At 64.7% G+C, this 16,204-nt stretch carries 14 protein-coding genes; 4 read left to right on the plus strand and 10 right to left on the minus strand.

What is annotated here, in order from left to right; all coding sequences use genetic code 11:
• Positions 1-104: 104 nt before the first annotated feature.
• A complete protein-coding gene (locus LZC94_27630; protein WXB11621.1) occupies positions 105-749 on the plus strand; it encodes a glutathione S-transferase family protein in 645 nt (214 codons plus the stop codon).
• Between the two features lie 15 nt (positions 750-764).
• Here the strand turns inward: LZC94_27630 and LZC94_27635 are convergent, their stop codons facing one another.
• The 4 genes from LZC94_27635 to LZC94_27650 all read right to left on the minus strand — a co-directional run bounded on the left by LZC94_27635 (position 765) and on the right by LZC94_27650 (position 4,569).
• Positions 765-2,006 carry an NADH:flavin oxidoreductase/NADH oxidase family protein gene (locus LZC94_27635; protein ID WXB11622.1) on the minus strand — a complete coding sequence of 414 codons (1,242 nt, stop codon included), beginning with the start codon at positions 2,004-2,006 and terminating at the stop codon, positions 765-767.
• Complete coding sequence (locus LZC94_27640) at positions 1,987-2,370, minus strand: hypothetical protein (protein WXB11623.1); 384 nt, start codon at positions 2,368-2,370, stop codon at positions 1,987-1,989. The genes LZC94_27635 and LZC94_27640 overlap by 20 nt, the downstream gene beginning before the upstream one ends.
• Positions 2,371-2,535: 165 nt before the next feature.
• The gene (locus tag LZC94_27645; protein ID WXB11624.1) at positions 2,536-3,516 is read right to left on the minus strand and encodes an alpha/beta hydrolase; all 981 of its coding nucleotides are present in this window, start codon (positions 3,514-3,516) and stop codon (positions 2,536-2,538) included.
• Between the two features lie 183 nt (positions 3,517-3,699).
• Positions 3,700-4,569 carry an alpha/beta hydrolase gene (locus LZC94_27650; protein ID WXB11625.1) on the minus strand — a complete coding sequence of 290 codons (870 nt, stop codon included), beginning with the start codon at positions 4,567-4,569 and terminating at the stop codon, positions 3,700-3,702.
• Between the two features lie 31 nt (positions 4,570-4,600).
• Here LZC94_27650 and LZC94_27655 point away from each other — a divergent pair, with 31 nt between their 5' ends.
• A complete protein-coding gene (locus LZC94_27655) occupies positions 4,601-4,807 on the plus strand; it encodes a hypothetical protein (protein ID WXB11626.1) in 207 nt (68 codons plus the stop codon).
• Positions 4,808-4,929: 122 nt separating this feature from the next.
• A complete protein-coding gene (locus tag LZC94_27660) occupies positions 4,930-6,105 on the plus strand; it encodes an SGNH/GDSL hydrolase family protein (GenBank protein ID WXB11627.1) in 1,176 nt (391 codons plus the stop codon).
• 13 nt (positions 6,106-6,118) lie between these two features.
• On the opposite strand, the gene LZC94_27665 is transcribed toward LZC94_27660, so the two are convergent.
• On the minus strand, positions 6,119-7,144 hold the full coding sequence (locus LZC94_27665; protein ID WXB11628.1) for an AraC family transcriptional regulator: 1,026 nt from the start codon (positions 7,142-7,144) through the stop codon (positions 6,119-6,121).
• 920 nt (positions 7,145-8,064) lie between these two features.
• Here LZC94_27665 and LZC94_27670 point away from each other — a divergent pair.
• A complete protein-coding gene (locus LZC94_27670) occupies positions 8,065-10,245 on the plus strand; it encodes a hypothetical protein (GenBank protein ID WXB11629.1) in 2,181 nt (726 codons plus the stop codon).
• 30 nt (positions 10,246-10,275) lie between these two features.
• On the opposite strand, the gene LZC94_27675 is transcribed toward LZC94_27670, so the two are convergent.
• The 5 genes from LZC94_27675 to LZC94_27695 form a co-directional block, all read right to left on the minus strand.
• The gene (locus LZC94_27675; protein ID WXB11630.1) at positions 10,276-10,803 is read right to left on the minus strand and encodes an SRPBCC family protein; all 528 of its coding nucleotides are present in this window, start codon (positions 10,801-10,803) and stop codon (positions 10,276-10,278) included.
• Between the two features lie 91 nt (positions 10,804-10,894).
• On the minus strand, positions 10,895-11,374 hold the full coding sequence (locus LZC94_27680; GenBank protein WXB11631.1) for a CHRD domain-containing protein: 480 nt from the start codon (positions 11,372-11,374) through the stop codon (positions 10,895-10,897).
• 442 nt (positions 11,375-11,816) lie between these two features.
• The gene (locus tag LZC94_27685; protein ID WXB11632.1) at positions 11,817-14,108 is read right to left on the minus strand and encodes a glycosyl hydrolase family 18 protein; all 2,292 of its coding nucleotides are present in this window, start codon (positions 14,106-14,108) and stop codon (positions 11,817-11,819) included.
• Between the two features lie 211 nt (positions 14,109-14,319).
• Positions 14,320-14,697, minus strand: coding sequence for a DUF427 domain-containing protein (locus tag LZC94_27690; GenBank protein WXB11633.1), 378 nt, complete (start codon positions 14,695-14,697; stop codon positions 14,320-14,322).
• Positions 14,698-14,874: 177 nt separating this feature from the next.
• Positions 14,875-15,696 (minus strand): serine protease, encoded by an 822-nt coding sequence (locus tag LZC94_27695; GenBank protein WXB11634.1) that lies wholly within the window; start codon positions 15,694-15,696, stop codon positions 14,875-14,877.
• Positions 15,697-16,204 lie beyond the last annotated feature (508 nt).

Consider the following 16,204-nt stretch of genomic DNA (forward strand, 5'->3'; position numbering starts at 1 on the left):
GCAACCATGGGGATCCTTTGCCGTCACCTTCGAAGACCGCAAGCGCAGAACCTCATGGGCCCGTCTTGATCGCCGTTGGCCGCGTTTGGTACGATCCAATCGATATGCCCATCGTTCTTTATTGCCACCACGAGTCCGGCCATAGCTACAAGGTTGCCCTCGCACTGCGCTGGATGGGCGTTCCCTTCGAGCAGCGCCCGGTGAACCTCAATGTGGCGCGCCCCGAACGGACGGCGGATTTCCGCGACGCGGCCGCGTTTGGCGAGGTCCCCGTGTTGGTGCTCGAAGACGGTCTCACCATCTGTCAATCGAACGCCATCCTCGATACGCTGGCGCGCCGCCACGAAAAGCTCGATGGCGCCGATGCCGCGACGCAAATCAAGGTGCGCGAGTGGCTCGCGTGGGAGGGATGCCGCATCGGTGTAAGCCTCCCCAATCTGCGCTTTTCGCGCCACTTCACCCCGTACGGCCAAGCGATCGAGGAGTGGCTGGAGGCGCGCGTGCGGCGCGATCTGGATCGGCTCGAGGCTGCCGTGATCGAACGTCCGTTCTTGACCGGGGATCGGCCGACCATCGCCGACGTGTCGTGCTCCGGCTATTTGCATTGGCTCGATCACGCGCGGCTGAATGTGGCCGAGTGGCCGTCGGTGGCCAGGTGGCTCGAGCGGCTACGGAGTGAGCCGGGCTGGCTCGGGCCTTACGATTTGCTGATGCACGCGTATCCCCTTCGGCCTGGGACCCTCGCGTAGCTCGAGCCTCATGAATCAGACGCGCCGCTGGGCCAAGGCGTGCAAGCCCATATCGAAGAACGAGGTCATCACGCTACGCCATGCGCTGAGGTGGTGCGACGGCGGCTGATCGTGCGCGATGCGCGCCAGCTGGTGCTCGTACCAGGTGGTGTCGAGCAAGGCCAAGCGATCGAGCGCCTTGATGCCGGTGGACCGTTCGCGAAAATCGATGCGGTGCTCGGGGTGGGCGAGCACATTGCGCGGGAACGACGGCTCCACCACCATGGGGCGCGAGAGCCCGACCAGATCGGCGGCGCCGCGGCGCAGGGCGCGGGCGATGCCGGCGCCCGAACGAAAGCCGCCCGTGACCATCAGCGCCGTGTCCACACGCGGCCGGACGGACTCGGCGTAGCCGAGGAAATAGCCTTCGCGGCGCCGCGCCCCTTTGTCGGCGTACAGTCCTGCCATGGCGGGGCTCTCGAAGGTGCCGCCGGAGACTTCGATCGCATCGATACCGGCCTTGGCCAGCGCAAAGGCGATATCCATCGAGTCCATTTCGGTCAAGCCGCCCGCCGTGAAGTCGGAGGAGTTGAGCTTGATGGCCACGGGGAAGTCGTTGCCCACCGCCGCGCGAACGGCGTGGTAAACCTCCAGCACGAAGCGCATGCGGTTGCCGAGCGATCCGCCCCAGCGATCGCCGCGCTGGTTGTGCGCCGGCGAAAGGAACTGGCTCACCAGAAACCCGTGGGCGCCTTGGATCTGCACACCGGTAAAACCGACTTGGCGGGCGAGCTTCGCGCTGTGGGCGAATTTGTCGATGATGTCCAAGACCTCCCCGTTGGAGAGGGCGCGCGGGCGATTGAAACCGAGCCGCAGACCGTTCTTGAGCGCGATGGACGAGGGCGCGACCGGCTCCCAGGTCAAGGTGCTCGGCGTCTGCTTTCCAGGGTGGTTCAACTGCGCCCACAAATGCGTGCCGTGCCGGGTGCCCGCGCGGGTCCAGCGATCGAAGGCCGCGGTGTCGCTCGCCGCGTCGAGCACCACGTTTCGGCGCTCCACCAGGTGGTCGCGATCCACCATGACATTGCCGGTGATCGAGAGGCTCGCGCCGCCCTCGGCCCACCGCCGGTACAATCGCGCGAGGCCCTCGCTCGGATCGTGCGCGTCGCCTGCAAGCTGCTCGCTCATGGCCGACTTGGCGATGCGGTTCTTCAACGTGGCGCCGCACTTCAATACCAGCGGCGCGCCCGGGGTGATTTCAGCTTCGAGGTTCTGCATGATGGCTCCGTATCAATCGCGCACCTCCCAGCGGAAGTCCTCGGGCAGAAAGCGCATACTGCCCGGTATCCGCTGCGCACCGCCGCCCGCCTTGCGTAAATGCGGCTCTTCGCGAACCACGTGATTTCGCCGGCATGATGCCGTAGTGCGTGCAGCCATAGCGGCTCGAGCCGGCGTGCGGCGGAAAGACCACCGGCGCGGGCAGGCCGTAGGAGTCGTCGGCCTCCACCAGGCCCAAGGCTCGCTGCGCGATACCGCCCAGCAAACGGCTGCGCAATTCATGGAGCCCGCGCGGGCGCGCGGCGCTGTCGAGCATGGGTTCGTCGGGCGAGACCCGCGCGTGGCTTGGACGAGACAAGAACATGATGCTGCGTCTCCAATCTCGATGAGGATTGGGACCATGGTAGCTCAGCTCTTGCCCTCCATGGAGGGACGCGCGGGCCGATTATTCGTCCAACGAGGACAATCGCCGCGTCGGGAGGCGATGGGCGAACGCCGTATTAATCAAATTCAAACGCCGGATCGGTCGTTAGCCCACACGCCAGAGGCCGCGTGCTTCCTCGGCGATGATGTCGGGAAACTCCTCGGGGAAGAAGAGCTTTGCCCCCTCGATGCGCCGCACACCGCGCGAGTTGGGGAGGGTGCACGATAGATAATCGGCGCTCACGGGGGAGAAGATGGTGTCGCCCGTTCCCCACACGATGCGGGTTGGTACGGTGCAGCGCTGGAGCGCGGACTCGATCCCTTTCAGCGGGTTGGGGTCGAGGCCGATGGCGTAGGCGTTGGTGAGGGCTTTGCGCGCGGGGGAGCTCACGAGGGGTGAGAAGTAGACCTCGATGGCCTCGTCGGTGGGATTGGTGGGGTACGTAAAGCACTGTCCGCCGATGCCCTTCGCCGAACGCGAGAACGTTTTGTCCGCCAGCTGCGGGAGGAACGTCTCGTCGGCAAATTTGCCGGCGTGCGCGGCGGCGATGACGGGCACCACGGCCGCGGGCGGGCTGTCGTTCTCCACGTCGCACGTGGTGAGGAGCATGGTGCGCACGCGATCGCGGTGCCGGGTGGCAAAGAGCTGCGCCACCGCGCCGCCGCTGTCGTTGGCGATGAGATCGACGGTGCGAATGGAGAGCTTGTCGAGCAGCGCGACGAGCATGGCGACCTGCGCGGCCGGCGCGACGCTCTGCCCTTTCGCGACCTCCGTGTATCCAAGGCCCATGAAATCCGGCGCGATGCACCGGCGAAGGGACGACAGCCGATCGATCGCCCCTCGCCATTGAAAGCTATTCAACGGGAAACCGTGCAGAAACAAAGCGGCGTCCCCCGTCCCGCGATCCATGTACGCAATTTTTCCAAAGCGGGTATCGGCGAACCTTCGCGCGGCGTGGAAGGCAGCCGCATCCATCGGCTTGGTCGATCCGGCCGCGCCGCCGGGCCCCACCGCCGGCGTGGCCGCGTGCGCCGCCCGGGGCAGCGCTCCGGCGAGCGCTCCTGCCGCGAGGGTGCTGGCGGCCATTTCGATGAAGTATCTACGGGGCAATTTCGTCTGCTCGGGGCGCATTCTCGTCTCCTTGATGGCCGAGAACGTAGAGCGCGGCCGGGACGAAAACTTGGCGAATCTTGCCCTCCGATCGGGGTTTTTACCTCCGTCGAGGCGCTCGAACGCGCAAAACCCGTCGCCGATCGCGGCGGGGACGGATCATCGGCGGGCTCGCCCGAGAAAGTCCCGCACGAGGGGCACGATCTCGTCGAGGTTCGTCTCGAGGGCCCAGTGGCCGGCCTCGAGCAAATGGAGCTCGGCCTCGGGCACGTCGCGGAGGTAGGCGCGCGCGGCGCCTTCGGGCATGTAGCCGTCTTGGGGGCCCCAGACGATGAGGGTCTTGGGGCGGTGCTCGCGCAAGTAGGCTTGGTAGCGGGGGAACCACGTGAGGTTCTCGCGCAGGCCCTCCATCAAGCCGACCATGATTTCACGGCGCCTTGGCGTCTGGAGCAAAGACCAAGCGAGCTTCCAGAGATCGGGGCTGATTCGCTCCGCGATCGCCTCCGATACCTCGCCGATGAACTCGCCGCGAAAGCCCTCTTCGCTCACCGCCTCCACGAGCTTCTCGCGGACCTCCGGGGTGGGATTCGCCCAATATCGCTCGAGGGTCTCGTACTTTGGTCCGAGCTGGTCCTCGTAGATGTCTCCATTTTGGATGATGAGGGCGGTGACCCGCTCCGGCGCCGCGATGGCGAGGCGCAATCCAATCTGCGACCCGTAATCGTGCAGCCAAAGGGCATAACGGGTCAGCTTCTTCGCCGCCGCGAATCGCGCCAAGAAGGTGGCATAACCGTCGAACGTGTACGAGAACGAGTCGGGGGTGTCGCTGTAGCCGAAGCCTGGATAATCCGGCGCGATCAGGTGCCAGCGATCGGCGAGCGCCGGCATCAAGTTGCGATATTGATAGGACGAGCACGGATATCCATGCGGCAGGAGGATGGCGGGCGCATCTTCGGGACCGGCCTCGCGATAGAACGTACGGACCCCGTCGATGTCGATGGTTCGATGTGTCACTCGATGGCGGTTCATGATGAACGGTTCTTCCACGTAGGGTCCCTCGATGCCCGCCGAAAAAGGCTTGGCTCATGCGGGTTTACGGCACGGCCATCGACGCCACGGGATCGAGCCGCCCTGCCCCATCGAAGTAGATCAATCGACGGCGGAAATGAATGAAGAGGGAGGAAAAGCCACTAAGCGCCCGGCAGCGGAAAACGTGCCGGCCGCCACCGGCGACGCCGTGCGCGCGAAGGAACCATGGTTTCCGTAAAGGAACGCTCGTTTCCGAAGTTGGCGGCGACGCGATTCGCGATCACCCGCGATTGCGCGCGAATGACCGCAGATTCGATCTCGGGCGCGCGTGTTGCACTTTCCACGACACGGAGGTGATTCATGCGATTGCGGTGTGCAGGGAGCATGGGGGTGCTCGTACTTTCACAATGCTTTCTCGCGTGCTCGTCGTCGTCCTCGGACACCCCGGGGACGCCCATCGAGCTTCGAGGTGATTACGGATCGAGCGGCGGCGGCCCCATTCGGGAGATCAACTTCGTCGACGACACGCACTATCTCTTGTGGCGCAGCCCGTGCGCCGAGGGCGAGCAACCCGAGCCCGGCTCGGATCGATGCCGCGAGAGCGGCGCGTATGCGTTGAACGAGGCTCGCACCGAGCTCTCCCTGACGAACGCGGAGACGGGCGAGACGAAGAAGATGCCGTTCCGCTCCTTGGGCGCGAAGACGTCGATGGTGGATGGATCCCATACGGGCAGCGCGCTGCACCCCCAAAGCGGCGGGCTCACGAACGACGGCGGCGTCTCCTTGGTTCAAAAGCCCGTATCCCTCGCCTCCTCCTTCGAGGCCGGGGCGCAACAATTTCAGCGAGGGGTCTATGTGGCCCTGGGCGACTCCTATGCATCGGGCTTGGGCACGCGCCAATACACGGACGATGGCTGCAAACGTTCGGACTTCGCCTATGCCAAGTTGATCGCCGATGCGCGAGGGTACGAGCTCAAACACGTGGCGTGCCAGGGTGACAAGATCCCCCAGGTGGAAGGTCAGTTGAGCGCCCTCTCGAGCGATACCACCTTGGTGACGCTCTCCGTCGGAGGCAACGATACCGGATTTTCCGATGTCATCACGCAATGCGCGAAGCCCGCGCCCTGGGACTGCTGGGACGATATCAACGGGGCCACCCGGTTCATCAACAACGAGCTCGAGGGGAAGCTGGACGGTCTTTACAAGAACATCCGGTCGAAGGCGCCCAATGCGCGGGTCTTCATCATTGGTTACCCGAAGTTGCTCAGCGGTCGCGAATGCAATTTCATCGCGCACATCAGCAACGGCGAGCAGACGCAGCTCAACAACGTCGCCAATCGGCTTTCGGCCAAGATCGAGAGCGTCGCCCGCTCGAATGGATTCGAATACATCGACGCCCGCGAGGCGTTCAAGGACCACGCGGTGTGCGCCGACCAAGAGTGGATCAATGGCACGGCGTTTACCGTGGACGAATCGTTCCATCCGAACCGCGACGGCCACAGAGGCTACAAGGAGCTGATCGTTCCGAAGCTGTAGCCACCGCCCGACGTCATTGCGTCATCGTCAGGCGCTCGCGCCGCAGCTTGCGGGCGGTGGTTCCGTACCATCGCAGGATTGCGCGCTCGAATCCGCGCCGGCCGGCATATCCGAGGAGGGACGCGATGGCGTCGATGTTGAGCTCGGGCTCGCGCAAATACGATTCGACGAGCTCGCGGCGCACTTCGTCGACCTCGCTCGCGAACGATCGCTGGGTGGCGGCGAGCCGCCGCTGCAAGGTGCGGGGGCTCATTCGCAGCTGCCACGCGACCCCTGGCAACGAGGGGGCTTTGTGTTCGTGCAAGCAGCGCCGGATCTTTTCGCGCACGTGCGGGACGGGATCCTCGTCGTCGTCGGAACGCGACGGCAGAAGGGTCTCGGCGCAGCGGTCGAGCCAAGGGAGCAAGGTTTCATCGTGCGTCACGATGGGAAGCGTGAGGATTTGCTCGTCGAGCACGAGCTGGTTGCGCTTCATTCCAAAATGGATGTTCGTCGTTCCGAAGTGGGCTTCGAGCTCCGAAATGTCGGGTGGGGCCTCGTGCGCGAGCTCGACCCGCGTCGCGCAGACCGGGCTCTCCGTGAGCTCGCGCACGAAGCGATGGAAGATGGCCATCGTAAACTCGTTCCCGTGCCGTCCGACGCACGAGGGCTCGCCCGGCACGTGGTGCGCGATGATGAACTCGCCTGCGACGGTCCGCGCTTCCAGTCGCACGGTCTCCGACAACAATCCCAAATACTGCACCGTACGCGCAAAGCCTTCGGCGACGTTTGGCGCGTTTCGGACGGCGTACTCCAAGATGCCATAGCTCCCGCGGGGGGTCCCCTGGGCTACGTGGAGCCCGAGAAAAGGGTCCCCCAGGCGCTCGGCGGCCAAATCGCTGACGGCGCGGTAGCTCACGAGAGGGACCGAAATCTCCTCGATCATCCCGCCGTTCGGCTCGGGCAGATACAGCTCGTGCCAGATGTCGGTGGCTATCTTCCCCGCCCCGTTTGCGCGCATCCATCCAAAGAGCAATGCGAGAAACTGCGAACGGATCATAAGGGGCATTTGTAAGTCGGGCATAAGGATCCTCCCCAGTGAATTGGGGCATGAGGCGCCATTCCGCCACGGCCCAGGCGAAAAAGGCGCGAATTGTCGATGGCGGCGAAACATCGCGCCTTCACCGAGACGCGATGCGGCGGCATGAAAAGACGGATTCTGGCGTGACAAGACCTATTTCGAAACGAGACAGCGCGCTCATACAATCTTCCTCAACGAATGCTCGATTGTCAATGTGAGTACATTCCGAGCATGACCAGCCCGGCTGGTGCGTTTGGAAACCATCGCACGCAGGGCGGGTCGCCCCCATGCGCGGGCCTACGAGCATGCGGCGCTAACGCGCTTTGCGCTTTCGAAAACGTGCACGAGGGCATCGCCCCCGGCGGTGATGGTGAGCCATTGCCGATGACGGCGGCCATGACGGGGTCGAGCCCGCCCAGCGCGCCCGCCACGGCAAGCAAGCGCCCGAGTCCGCCTTCGGGCAGCCCACGTCCCCGAGGGTCCCCCCCTGGATTCGTGAACGACGCTCCGCCCGAGTCCCCTGCCTCGACGGCGAGCGCCATGTACGAGCCGGTGCCGGCCGGTGAGCAGCAGCCCCGGGATGGCCAAGCCACCGGTCACGATCGCCCATACGCCCTTGGCGATCGGCCCTTGCGTGTTCTTGGTGATGGCGGCCGTGACCTCCCCGCCCCTTGAAGACCAACCACGTGTCCCCGCCTCGGCGGCCTGCGGCGCGTCGCCCGACGGCCCTCCCCCTCGTAAAGAATGTACACCGCGCCAATGGAATTCGAACATGTGGAGTTCGCGCCTTGTGCACATCGAATCGCGAGCGTTCGAAACGGACGCAATCCCGTCCCTCGAAGACGCCCGCGCGCGGATTCGGGCCCAACCAAGCCGCCGCTCGGGTACAATCGGCGCACATGTTCGAACGCGCTCGCCTCTCGCTCGGCCTCGGCCTTCTGCTTGCCATTGTCGCCGCACCGCACTGTTCCCGCTCGGATGTAGCGTATCCCAACGATCCCAAAGCCGACGCGGGGACCGATGGCGCTTCCACGCCGCCCGATCCCCACGCGGTGCCCAGCGTTCGCACTGGACAAAACGAGGTATTTTACTTCGTCCTCCCGGACCGTTTTGCCAATGGCGCGGCGGCCAACGATACGGGCGGTAGCTCGGGCCAACCCATCGAGCACGGATTTTTGCCGGCCGATAAAGGCTACTACCACGGCGGCGATCTGGCGGGGCTGGTGGCGAAGCTCGATTACATCAAGGGCTTGGGGACCACCGCCATTTGGACGGGGCCCATCTTCAAGAACCGCCCCGTGCAAGGCAATGGCACCCTCGAGGGCTCCTCCGCCGGGTACCATGGCTATTGGACGACCGACTACACGCAAATCGATCCCCACTTTGGCACCAACGCCGATCTCACCCGCCTGGTCGAGGCGGCGCATGCGCGCGGCATCAAAATTTTCTTCGATATCATCGTCAACCATACGGCCGATGTCATCTCGTACCGCGAGGGGACGTACTCCTACCGCGCCAAGCTGGCCTACCCCTACCGGGACGCGAGCGGACGAACCTTCGACGATCGCGATCACGCGGGCCGCCCCACCTTTCCGGCGCTCGATGCGCAGAAGAGCTTCCCGTACACGCCGGTGTTTCGCTCGGCCGCCGATGCGACCGTCAAGGTGCCATCGTGGTTGAACGATCCCACCATGTATCACAATCGCGGTGACACCACCTTTACGGGCGAGGACTCGCTCTATGGCGATTTCTTCGGCCTGGACGATCTGTTCACCGAGCGCGCGGAGGTCGTGCGCGGCATGATCGACATTCACCAGAAATGGATTCACGACTTCGGGATCGACGGCTTCCGCGTCGATACGGCCAGGCATGTCAACGATGAGTTCTGGCAGCAGTTCGTCCCCGAGATCCTGGCGTACGCGCGCGCCCAGGGTAAGCCGGACTTTTTCGTCTTTGGCGAGGTGTCGGAGCCCCCTACCCCCGATTACCTGTCGCATTTCACGGGGGTCGCGCGCTTTCCGGCGGTGCTGGACTTCGCGTTTCAAAAGGCCGCGCGCGCCTTTGCATCCGGCGGGGGCAACACCGATGCCTTGCGCGATTTCTTCCGGGGCGATGACTATTACATCGACGCGGACTCCAACGCCTATGCGCTGCCGACATTCCTCGGAAACCACGATATGGGGCGCTTCGGCTATTTTCTGCGGACCGACAACCCCGGCGCCGCCGACGACGAGCTCTTGGCGCGCGATCTCTTGGGGCACGCCCTCATGTATTTCACCCGGGGAATGCCCGTCGTCTACTACGGCGACGAGCAAGGTTTCACCGGCGATGGCAACGACAAAGACGCCCGGGAGGACATGTTCGCCAGCCAAGTCGCGACCTACAACGACAACGATTTGATCGGCACCGACGCCTCCACCAAGACCGACAACTACGAGCCCCAGCACAAGATTTACCGCGCCTTGCGCGAGCTCGGGGCGTTGCGGAGCGCGCACCCCGCGCTGCGGAGCGGCGCTCAAATTCAGCGCCTATCGAGCGCCGAGTCGGGCGTCTTTGCGTTCTCGCGCATCGATCGAAACGAGCCCGTCGAATACGTGGTGGCGCTCAACAACGCCAAGCAGCCCAAGACGGTCACGGTGCCGACTTACATGAAGAATACACGTTTCCAAGGGCTCTATCCGGCAGGCACCGCGGCGCAGACCTCGGGCGAGGACCAGGGGCTCGCCATCACGGTCCCTGCGCTCGGCGCCGTCGTGTACCGCGCCGAGGCCAAGGTGGCCTCGCGCGCGTCGGCCCCGAACATCGCCTTCGTCACGCCGGCTCAGGACTCCATCATCCGCGGCAGGAAGGAGCTTCGCGCCGAGCTGGACGCGGACGTGCCCGCGGAGGTGTCCTTTGCCATCCAGCGCGACAGCGAGTCGGGCTGGACGCACATCGGCACGGACGATAACCCGCCGTACCGTGTCTTTTACGATACGACGGGCATCGCGGCCGGGACGCGGGTGAGGCTCAAGGCCATCGTGCGCGATCACGCGGGCAACGAGCGCTCCGCCGAGACGGGCGCCGTCGTGGGAAATTGACGGCGGCCGCAGCGCGCGGGGTGGATGGGCCTAGGCAGCGTCCATCGTCGCGCGCCGGAGGGAATCGATGAGGACGAGCGCGACGCCGGGGAAGATCCCAAACTGAATCTCCGGGTGGTGCTTCAAGAAGTACTTCACGAGCCACCCGAGCGACGAAGCATCGAACTCACCGTTTCCCTCCACCAGGCACGCCTTGCCGTCATCGATCGACTTCAGATCGAAGCGAAGACGGATGTCGCGAGGTTCCCCCGACGTCCACCGCAGCTCGAGCCATTGCTCCGGCTCGTAGGTGGCGTGGGCGCTGAATTCGAATCCGACCGAGAAGAAGCCAACTTTGAACTTCAACTCGAAGCTCACATGGTCGCCTTGCCGCCGGACCCGATGCACCATCGGCAGATAACGCGCGTACCGCTCGACATCTTGAACCGCAGCCCAAACCGTGCCGACAGGTCGGTCGATACGGGCCACGGCCGCCGCGCCCCGCGGGCGCCCATCGCTGCCGAGACGAACTTTTATGATGGGATCCGAGTTATTTGCAGTGTCGATGTCGATGGCCATACCGTCCTCGCTCCGTGGACGCTGAGCATCGCATCAGAACGAACGTAGACCAACAGGATCGCTAAAAACGGGACACCCGCCCCACCGGACGCTAGAACGCGTTGAAGTCGTCCCGCTCGTCGTCGCCCCGGCGCCCCTCGAAGATCTGTCCGCGAATTTCACCGGCGGGATACTTGGCGGAGTGGATGTTCGAATAGGTGACCCCGCGTCGAATGGCGCGAAGGACCTCGGGCAGCGCGCCGGGATCGATCCCCTGCCCCACCGGGCCGAGGACGTCGGCCGCTTGCACCGTGCCGGAGATGGTTCCGCTGGTGCCCGTGGGGCACGCGGGTTTGCCGCCGCCCCCGCAGAAGAAGAACGTCACGCCGCCGTTGGTGGCCCTGGCCCCGAAGTGCACATGGGCGACGGTGGGCGGCCCCGAGAGATCGGAATACTCGATCGCGAAGTTGATGGTGGCGTCGTCGCGGCCCACGGTCAGGGTCGTGCGCCCCCTCGCCTGGCTCGCGTTCGCCGGCACCTCGTTGTAACCGCGCATGATCGCATGAAAGCGCGTCTCTTCGCGGCCTCCCATGGCTGACCCACTTTGAATCAAGCAACACGCCGATACGACCGTGACAATCCATGCTTTTCGCATCGCATCCTCCGAGCTCGGAGCGAGGGTAGGCCCGTGCGCCATGCGCGGGTCCATCCTCGCGTGTCCGTGTTCTTTGCCGCAATCGGGCTCGCAGCACGAACGGCCTTATTCACTCCGCGCGCGGGCGGCAATGCAGAAAAGCAGCTGCGATCGGTATTTCGCGATCGAGCACAATCGTATGTCCACTCGTATGCCGGATAGTGCTCGTTTTATGGATCATAAAAGTCGAATTTTCGAGCTTCTACCCATGCAACGCGGACATCTTCATGCAGTTTGCACATCGAAATGACGAAGCGGCGCTCCCGAGAACGGGGCGCCGCTTCCTGACTGCGTGAACGATGTTCGGACCGCGGGCGATGCGCCGCGATCCGGATGCGATTTACTTCAGACCGTTGTCGACGGCGGTCATGAGCGTACCGGGATCGCCGGACATCTCCCACGCCATCGCGCCGAGCAGCCCCCGGCTCTTGATCCAAGCCGTCTTCTTCTGGATGGACCAAGGATCGTCGAAGGACCACCACTGCCCGCCGGCGCCGGTGTAGCAATAGGCGGCCACCGACTGCTCGTCGTGCCGGATGGTGCAATTGGGCACGCTGGAGAGCAGGTTGGCGTAGCCGCGTGTGCCGGCCTCCTCTTGGAACTGACCGGGCGCCGCGCCGTTGGCCGCCTGCCACTCACCGAACTTGCCGCCGTCGGTGACCTGCTTCCACCCGCGGCCGTAGAAGGCCAGGCCCACCGTGATCTTGCGCGGGTTCACGCCCGCGTTGGTGTAGACGTTGACCGCGTCCTCCACGCTGAAGTGGAAGTTGTACGGATCGTCGGCGTCGCGGTAAAGGTTGCCCTGGTGGCCGGTCTGCTTCGGCTCCCACGAGTCATCGCTGCCGGAGCCGTGGAAGTCGTAGCCTTGCACGTTGAAGATATCGAGCGAGGCCGCGTCGCGGGGCAGATCCCAGCCCGCCTCGATCTTCGCGGGATCGGCCGGGGTGAAGGCGGTGAGCTGGTAACGCTTGCCGGTCTGCGTGCTGAGCGCGTCGAGCTGCTTGCGGAACTCCGCCAGCAACAGCGCCAGGTTCGCCTTGTCGTTCGGGCTCACGTGGTTGCCCGCGTGCCCTTCGGCGCCCGGCCACTCCCAGTCCACGTCGATGCCGTCGAAGATGCCGGCGGCGCTGCCCGGGCCGCCCGCGCCCGCGTACACGGGCAGGTTGCCCTTGATGTACATGTCGACGCACGAGCTCACGAACTTCTTGCGGGAGGCGTCGGTGGCCGCCGCGTCGGAGAAGAATTTGGAGTACGTCCAGCCGCCGAGCGAGATCAGCACCTTGAGGTTCGGGAACTTCGCCTTCAACTTGCGCAGCTGGTTGTAGTTGCCGCGCAGCTTCTCCGAGCCGGTGTCGCCCACGTTGTCGACGGACTGACCCGCCGGGAAGATGCGCGCGTAGTCGGCCTCGGCGTCGCCGGCGCCGTCACCCTGGTTGGGATCTTGCGGGCCGGGCGTGGTGGCCTTGGTCACGCCGTGGAGGCACGTGAAGTTCACGGGGTCCAAGTTGCCGAACGCGTAGTTGATGTGCGTCAGCTTGGCCGCCCCGCCGTTGGTGGCCAGGTTGCGCAGGAAGAACTGGCGGCCGTAGATGCCCCACTGCACGAAGTAGCCGACGCGCGCGTAGCCGCTCACGACGTCGGGCGTGGTCACTTCCACCGGCGCGCTGGCCGTCGACTCGTTGTCGTAGCCGTCGCGGGCCTTCACGGTGAACGCGTACTTGGTGGACGGCGCGAGCCCGGACACCTTGGCGGTGGTGCCCGTCACGGTCGCGGAGAGCGTGCCTCCCGTGTACACATCGTAGGCGACCACGCCGGTGTTGTCGGTCGACGCGTTCCAAGCCAAGGTGGCGCTGCCCGAGTCCACCGCGGTGCTGCGCAGATTGCCCGGCACGGTCGGCGGTTGGGTATCGTCGCTGGGGTTGTTCGTGCGGACCGTGAGCGGCGCGCTCGCCGGCGATGCGTTGCCCTTGGTGTCCTTGGTGATGACCGTGAACGTGTACTCGGTGTTCGGCGTCAGGCCGGTCACATTGGTGGTGGTGTCGGTCACGTTGGTGAGGACGGTGCCGCCGCGGAGCACGTCGTAGCCCGCGATGGGACGCGAGCCCGCCTGCGCCGCGTTCCACGCCAGGGTGAGCGTCTTGGTCGTCTTGACGGTCGCCCGCAGGTTGGTCGGCGCCTGCGGCGGGGTGTCCGGCGTGCCATCGCACGCGGCGTCGTCGATGATGCAACTCGACGGCGTGGCCGAGGAGCTGAGTCGGAACGTCGGGCTATAGGGATAGGTGGAGCGCCCCGCTTGGAGCGTATTGATGTAGAACGCCGGGGTCAGGGTGACGTGCGTACCGCTCTGGCTGATGGTGGCGTGCTCGCCGGCGCTGGCGGTCACTCCAGCCGGCAGATCGAAGGTGATGGCCCACCCCGTCACCGACGCGGTGCTCTTGTTGGTTACGGTGTATTCGCCGACATTGCCCGTCAGCTTGAAGACGGCGCCGAGCCGGCCCCCCGCCAGCTCCGCAGAAGACCTCGTCGCGGCCGATTTCTCGACGGCAACGGGATCGTCGCTGGCGGCGCACCCGGCGGCCGCCACGGCCACCGCCACGATGGACGAAGAAACATAAAGTAGAATTTTGGACACGGATTTCCTCCCTGGGCTCCTGGCTCACGGCAGGCTTCGATTGCCTTCTCGTTGGCGCCATGTGCTGTTGGGCTGCAACGCAAAGCGTCGCGCGCTCCAACGCAAGGAGTATTCCGTCGATGTTCGTGCGCATTCCTTCACGAACGATCGGATTGATCATGCTGCACGCGATCCGGAGAGCCTGATCGCGCCGATCACGGTTGTCGGAGGTCTACGCCGGTTCGACGGTGATGGTGACCTTGTCCGGATAGAAAGCCAATCGTTCTTTGATATCCATCACCTCATCGAACGGTGTCTCGTAGCTCCAAACGGCATTGACAACCGGCCGCGTACCTGCCAGCGAAAAATAGGAGGCATCCCCCTTGAATGGGCAGTGGGTGCGATGGTCCGTACGAACCAACCGTTCCATTTTCACATCCTGACGCGGCACGTAATACACCGGAGGGTAATTCGCCTCGCGCAACCGGACGGCGCGCACGGTGTCGGCGAGGATCTCTCCGTCGAAGGCGACCTTGACGCGGTCCTTCACGGGCTCGACGGTGATGCGGTGCTCGGGGTGGGTCTTGTAACCAGGTCCGCTGTTCGACATGGCTACCACCTAGGGTTCCACCCCCGAATTCGCAATCCGCCGAGCCCGTGAACGCGGCTCCTGCAGCTTGACCGCGCGGCGCGCTTTGACCGCGCTGCCTGCGCTTTGCCGGCTCGGGCTCGCGCCTCCTACGTCGCTCTTACGTCGTGGCGGGGCTCGCGCTCGAGCCGTTCGGCGTCAGGGAAGGGTCGACGCGGCCTTGGCGATCGCCGCAGCAAAGGTGCTCACTTGCGCGTAGACGCCGGGCTTCCTCGCCCGCGCGCAGCCCTCACCCCAGCTCACGATGCCGACCTGAACCCACTGGTTGTTCTCGTCGCGACGGACCATCGGCCCGCCCGAGTCGCCTTGGCAGGTGTCGATGCCGCCGCGATCCCAGATGCCCGCGCAGATTTCTGCGTTGGCGATCAAGCTGCTGTACGAGCCGCCGGCCGACTTGCACTGCGCGTCGGTGATGAACGGGACCTCGGCCTTGAGCAGGTAGCGCTGCTGCGCCCCGCCCTCGCGCGCCGCGCCCCAACCAACGACCCCGAAGTTTCCGTTGTCGTATTGGGTGGTGGTCGCGATGGGCAAGGTCACGGCGCCGGGCACCGCGCGCTCGAGCTTGATGAGCGCCCAGTCGCCGCCGGTGCTGGTGTTGTAGGTCGGCGAGCGGTACACGTAGGTCGACCGGGTCTTCACGGCCGCCGGATCTTGGAGATCGATGGCGCCCGAGGTGACCGTGATGCTGGTGTTCGCGCCCGTGCGGCTTACGCAGTGGGCCGCGGTCAAGATGACCTGCGGCGTGTAGAACGCGCCGCCGCAACCCATCGACAGCCGCACCACCCACGGGAACTCACCCTTGGCGGCTGGGGTTCCGCCCACGACCGGCATCTCGGCGATTCCGACCCCGTCCTCTTGCGGATCGGCCCCTTCGACCTCGGTCCCGCACGCGGCGGTGGCCATGCCGAACAAAGAAACGACGAACGAAATGTAGCGGACAAAATTGGTTCGCTTATCCATTTGGAATATTCCTCTCCTCGCAGATTCGCTCTACGGGGGTTTATGTAGATTCCCTACATGATTGAACGACCTGTCGCGCTGCTGATGTATGTGTGTCGACAGACCTCTCGTGTGTGTGTGAGGACGATTACCGAATTGCTCGCGGCTCCATTTCAAGAATGAACAAGTGAGAAATCCGGCTTTCGACGTCGACGCTTCGTTTCGTGGGCGGGCCCGCGTCGGCCGACTACGACGATTTGGGCGGCGGGCATACTACGGATCATTTTCGAAAAAGAACATTGCAGACACACCTAATCAGAACGAAATGTTCGTCGCATTTCCTTGCACCCACACCCTCGGCATCCGCACGTCGCCCGGCGCGCCACCGAGCCCCATGTGCTCGGAACCACCGGGCGCGCGCCCTCGCTCGAGATTTTCCTGGGCTTCACAAACGATCGGAGGTAAACGAAAAGAATCGCAAGTTACACCCCATCCGTCGAATCATCGCCAAAACGCCAGGAGAAACCGT

Source organism: Sorangiineae bacterium MSr11954, assembly GCA_037157815.1.
In the GTDB taxonomy this organism is placed as follows: domain Bacteria; phylum Myxococcota_A; class Polyangia; order Polyangiales; family Polyangiaceae; genus Pendulispora; species Pendulispora albinea.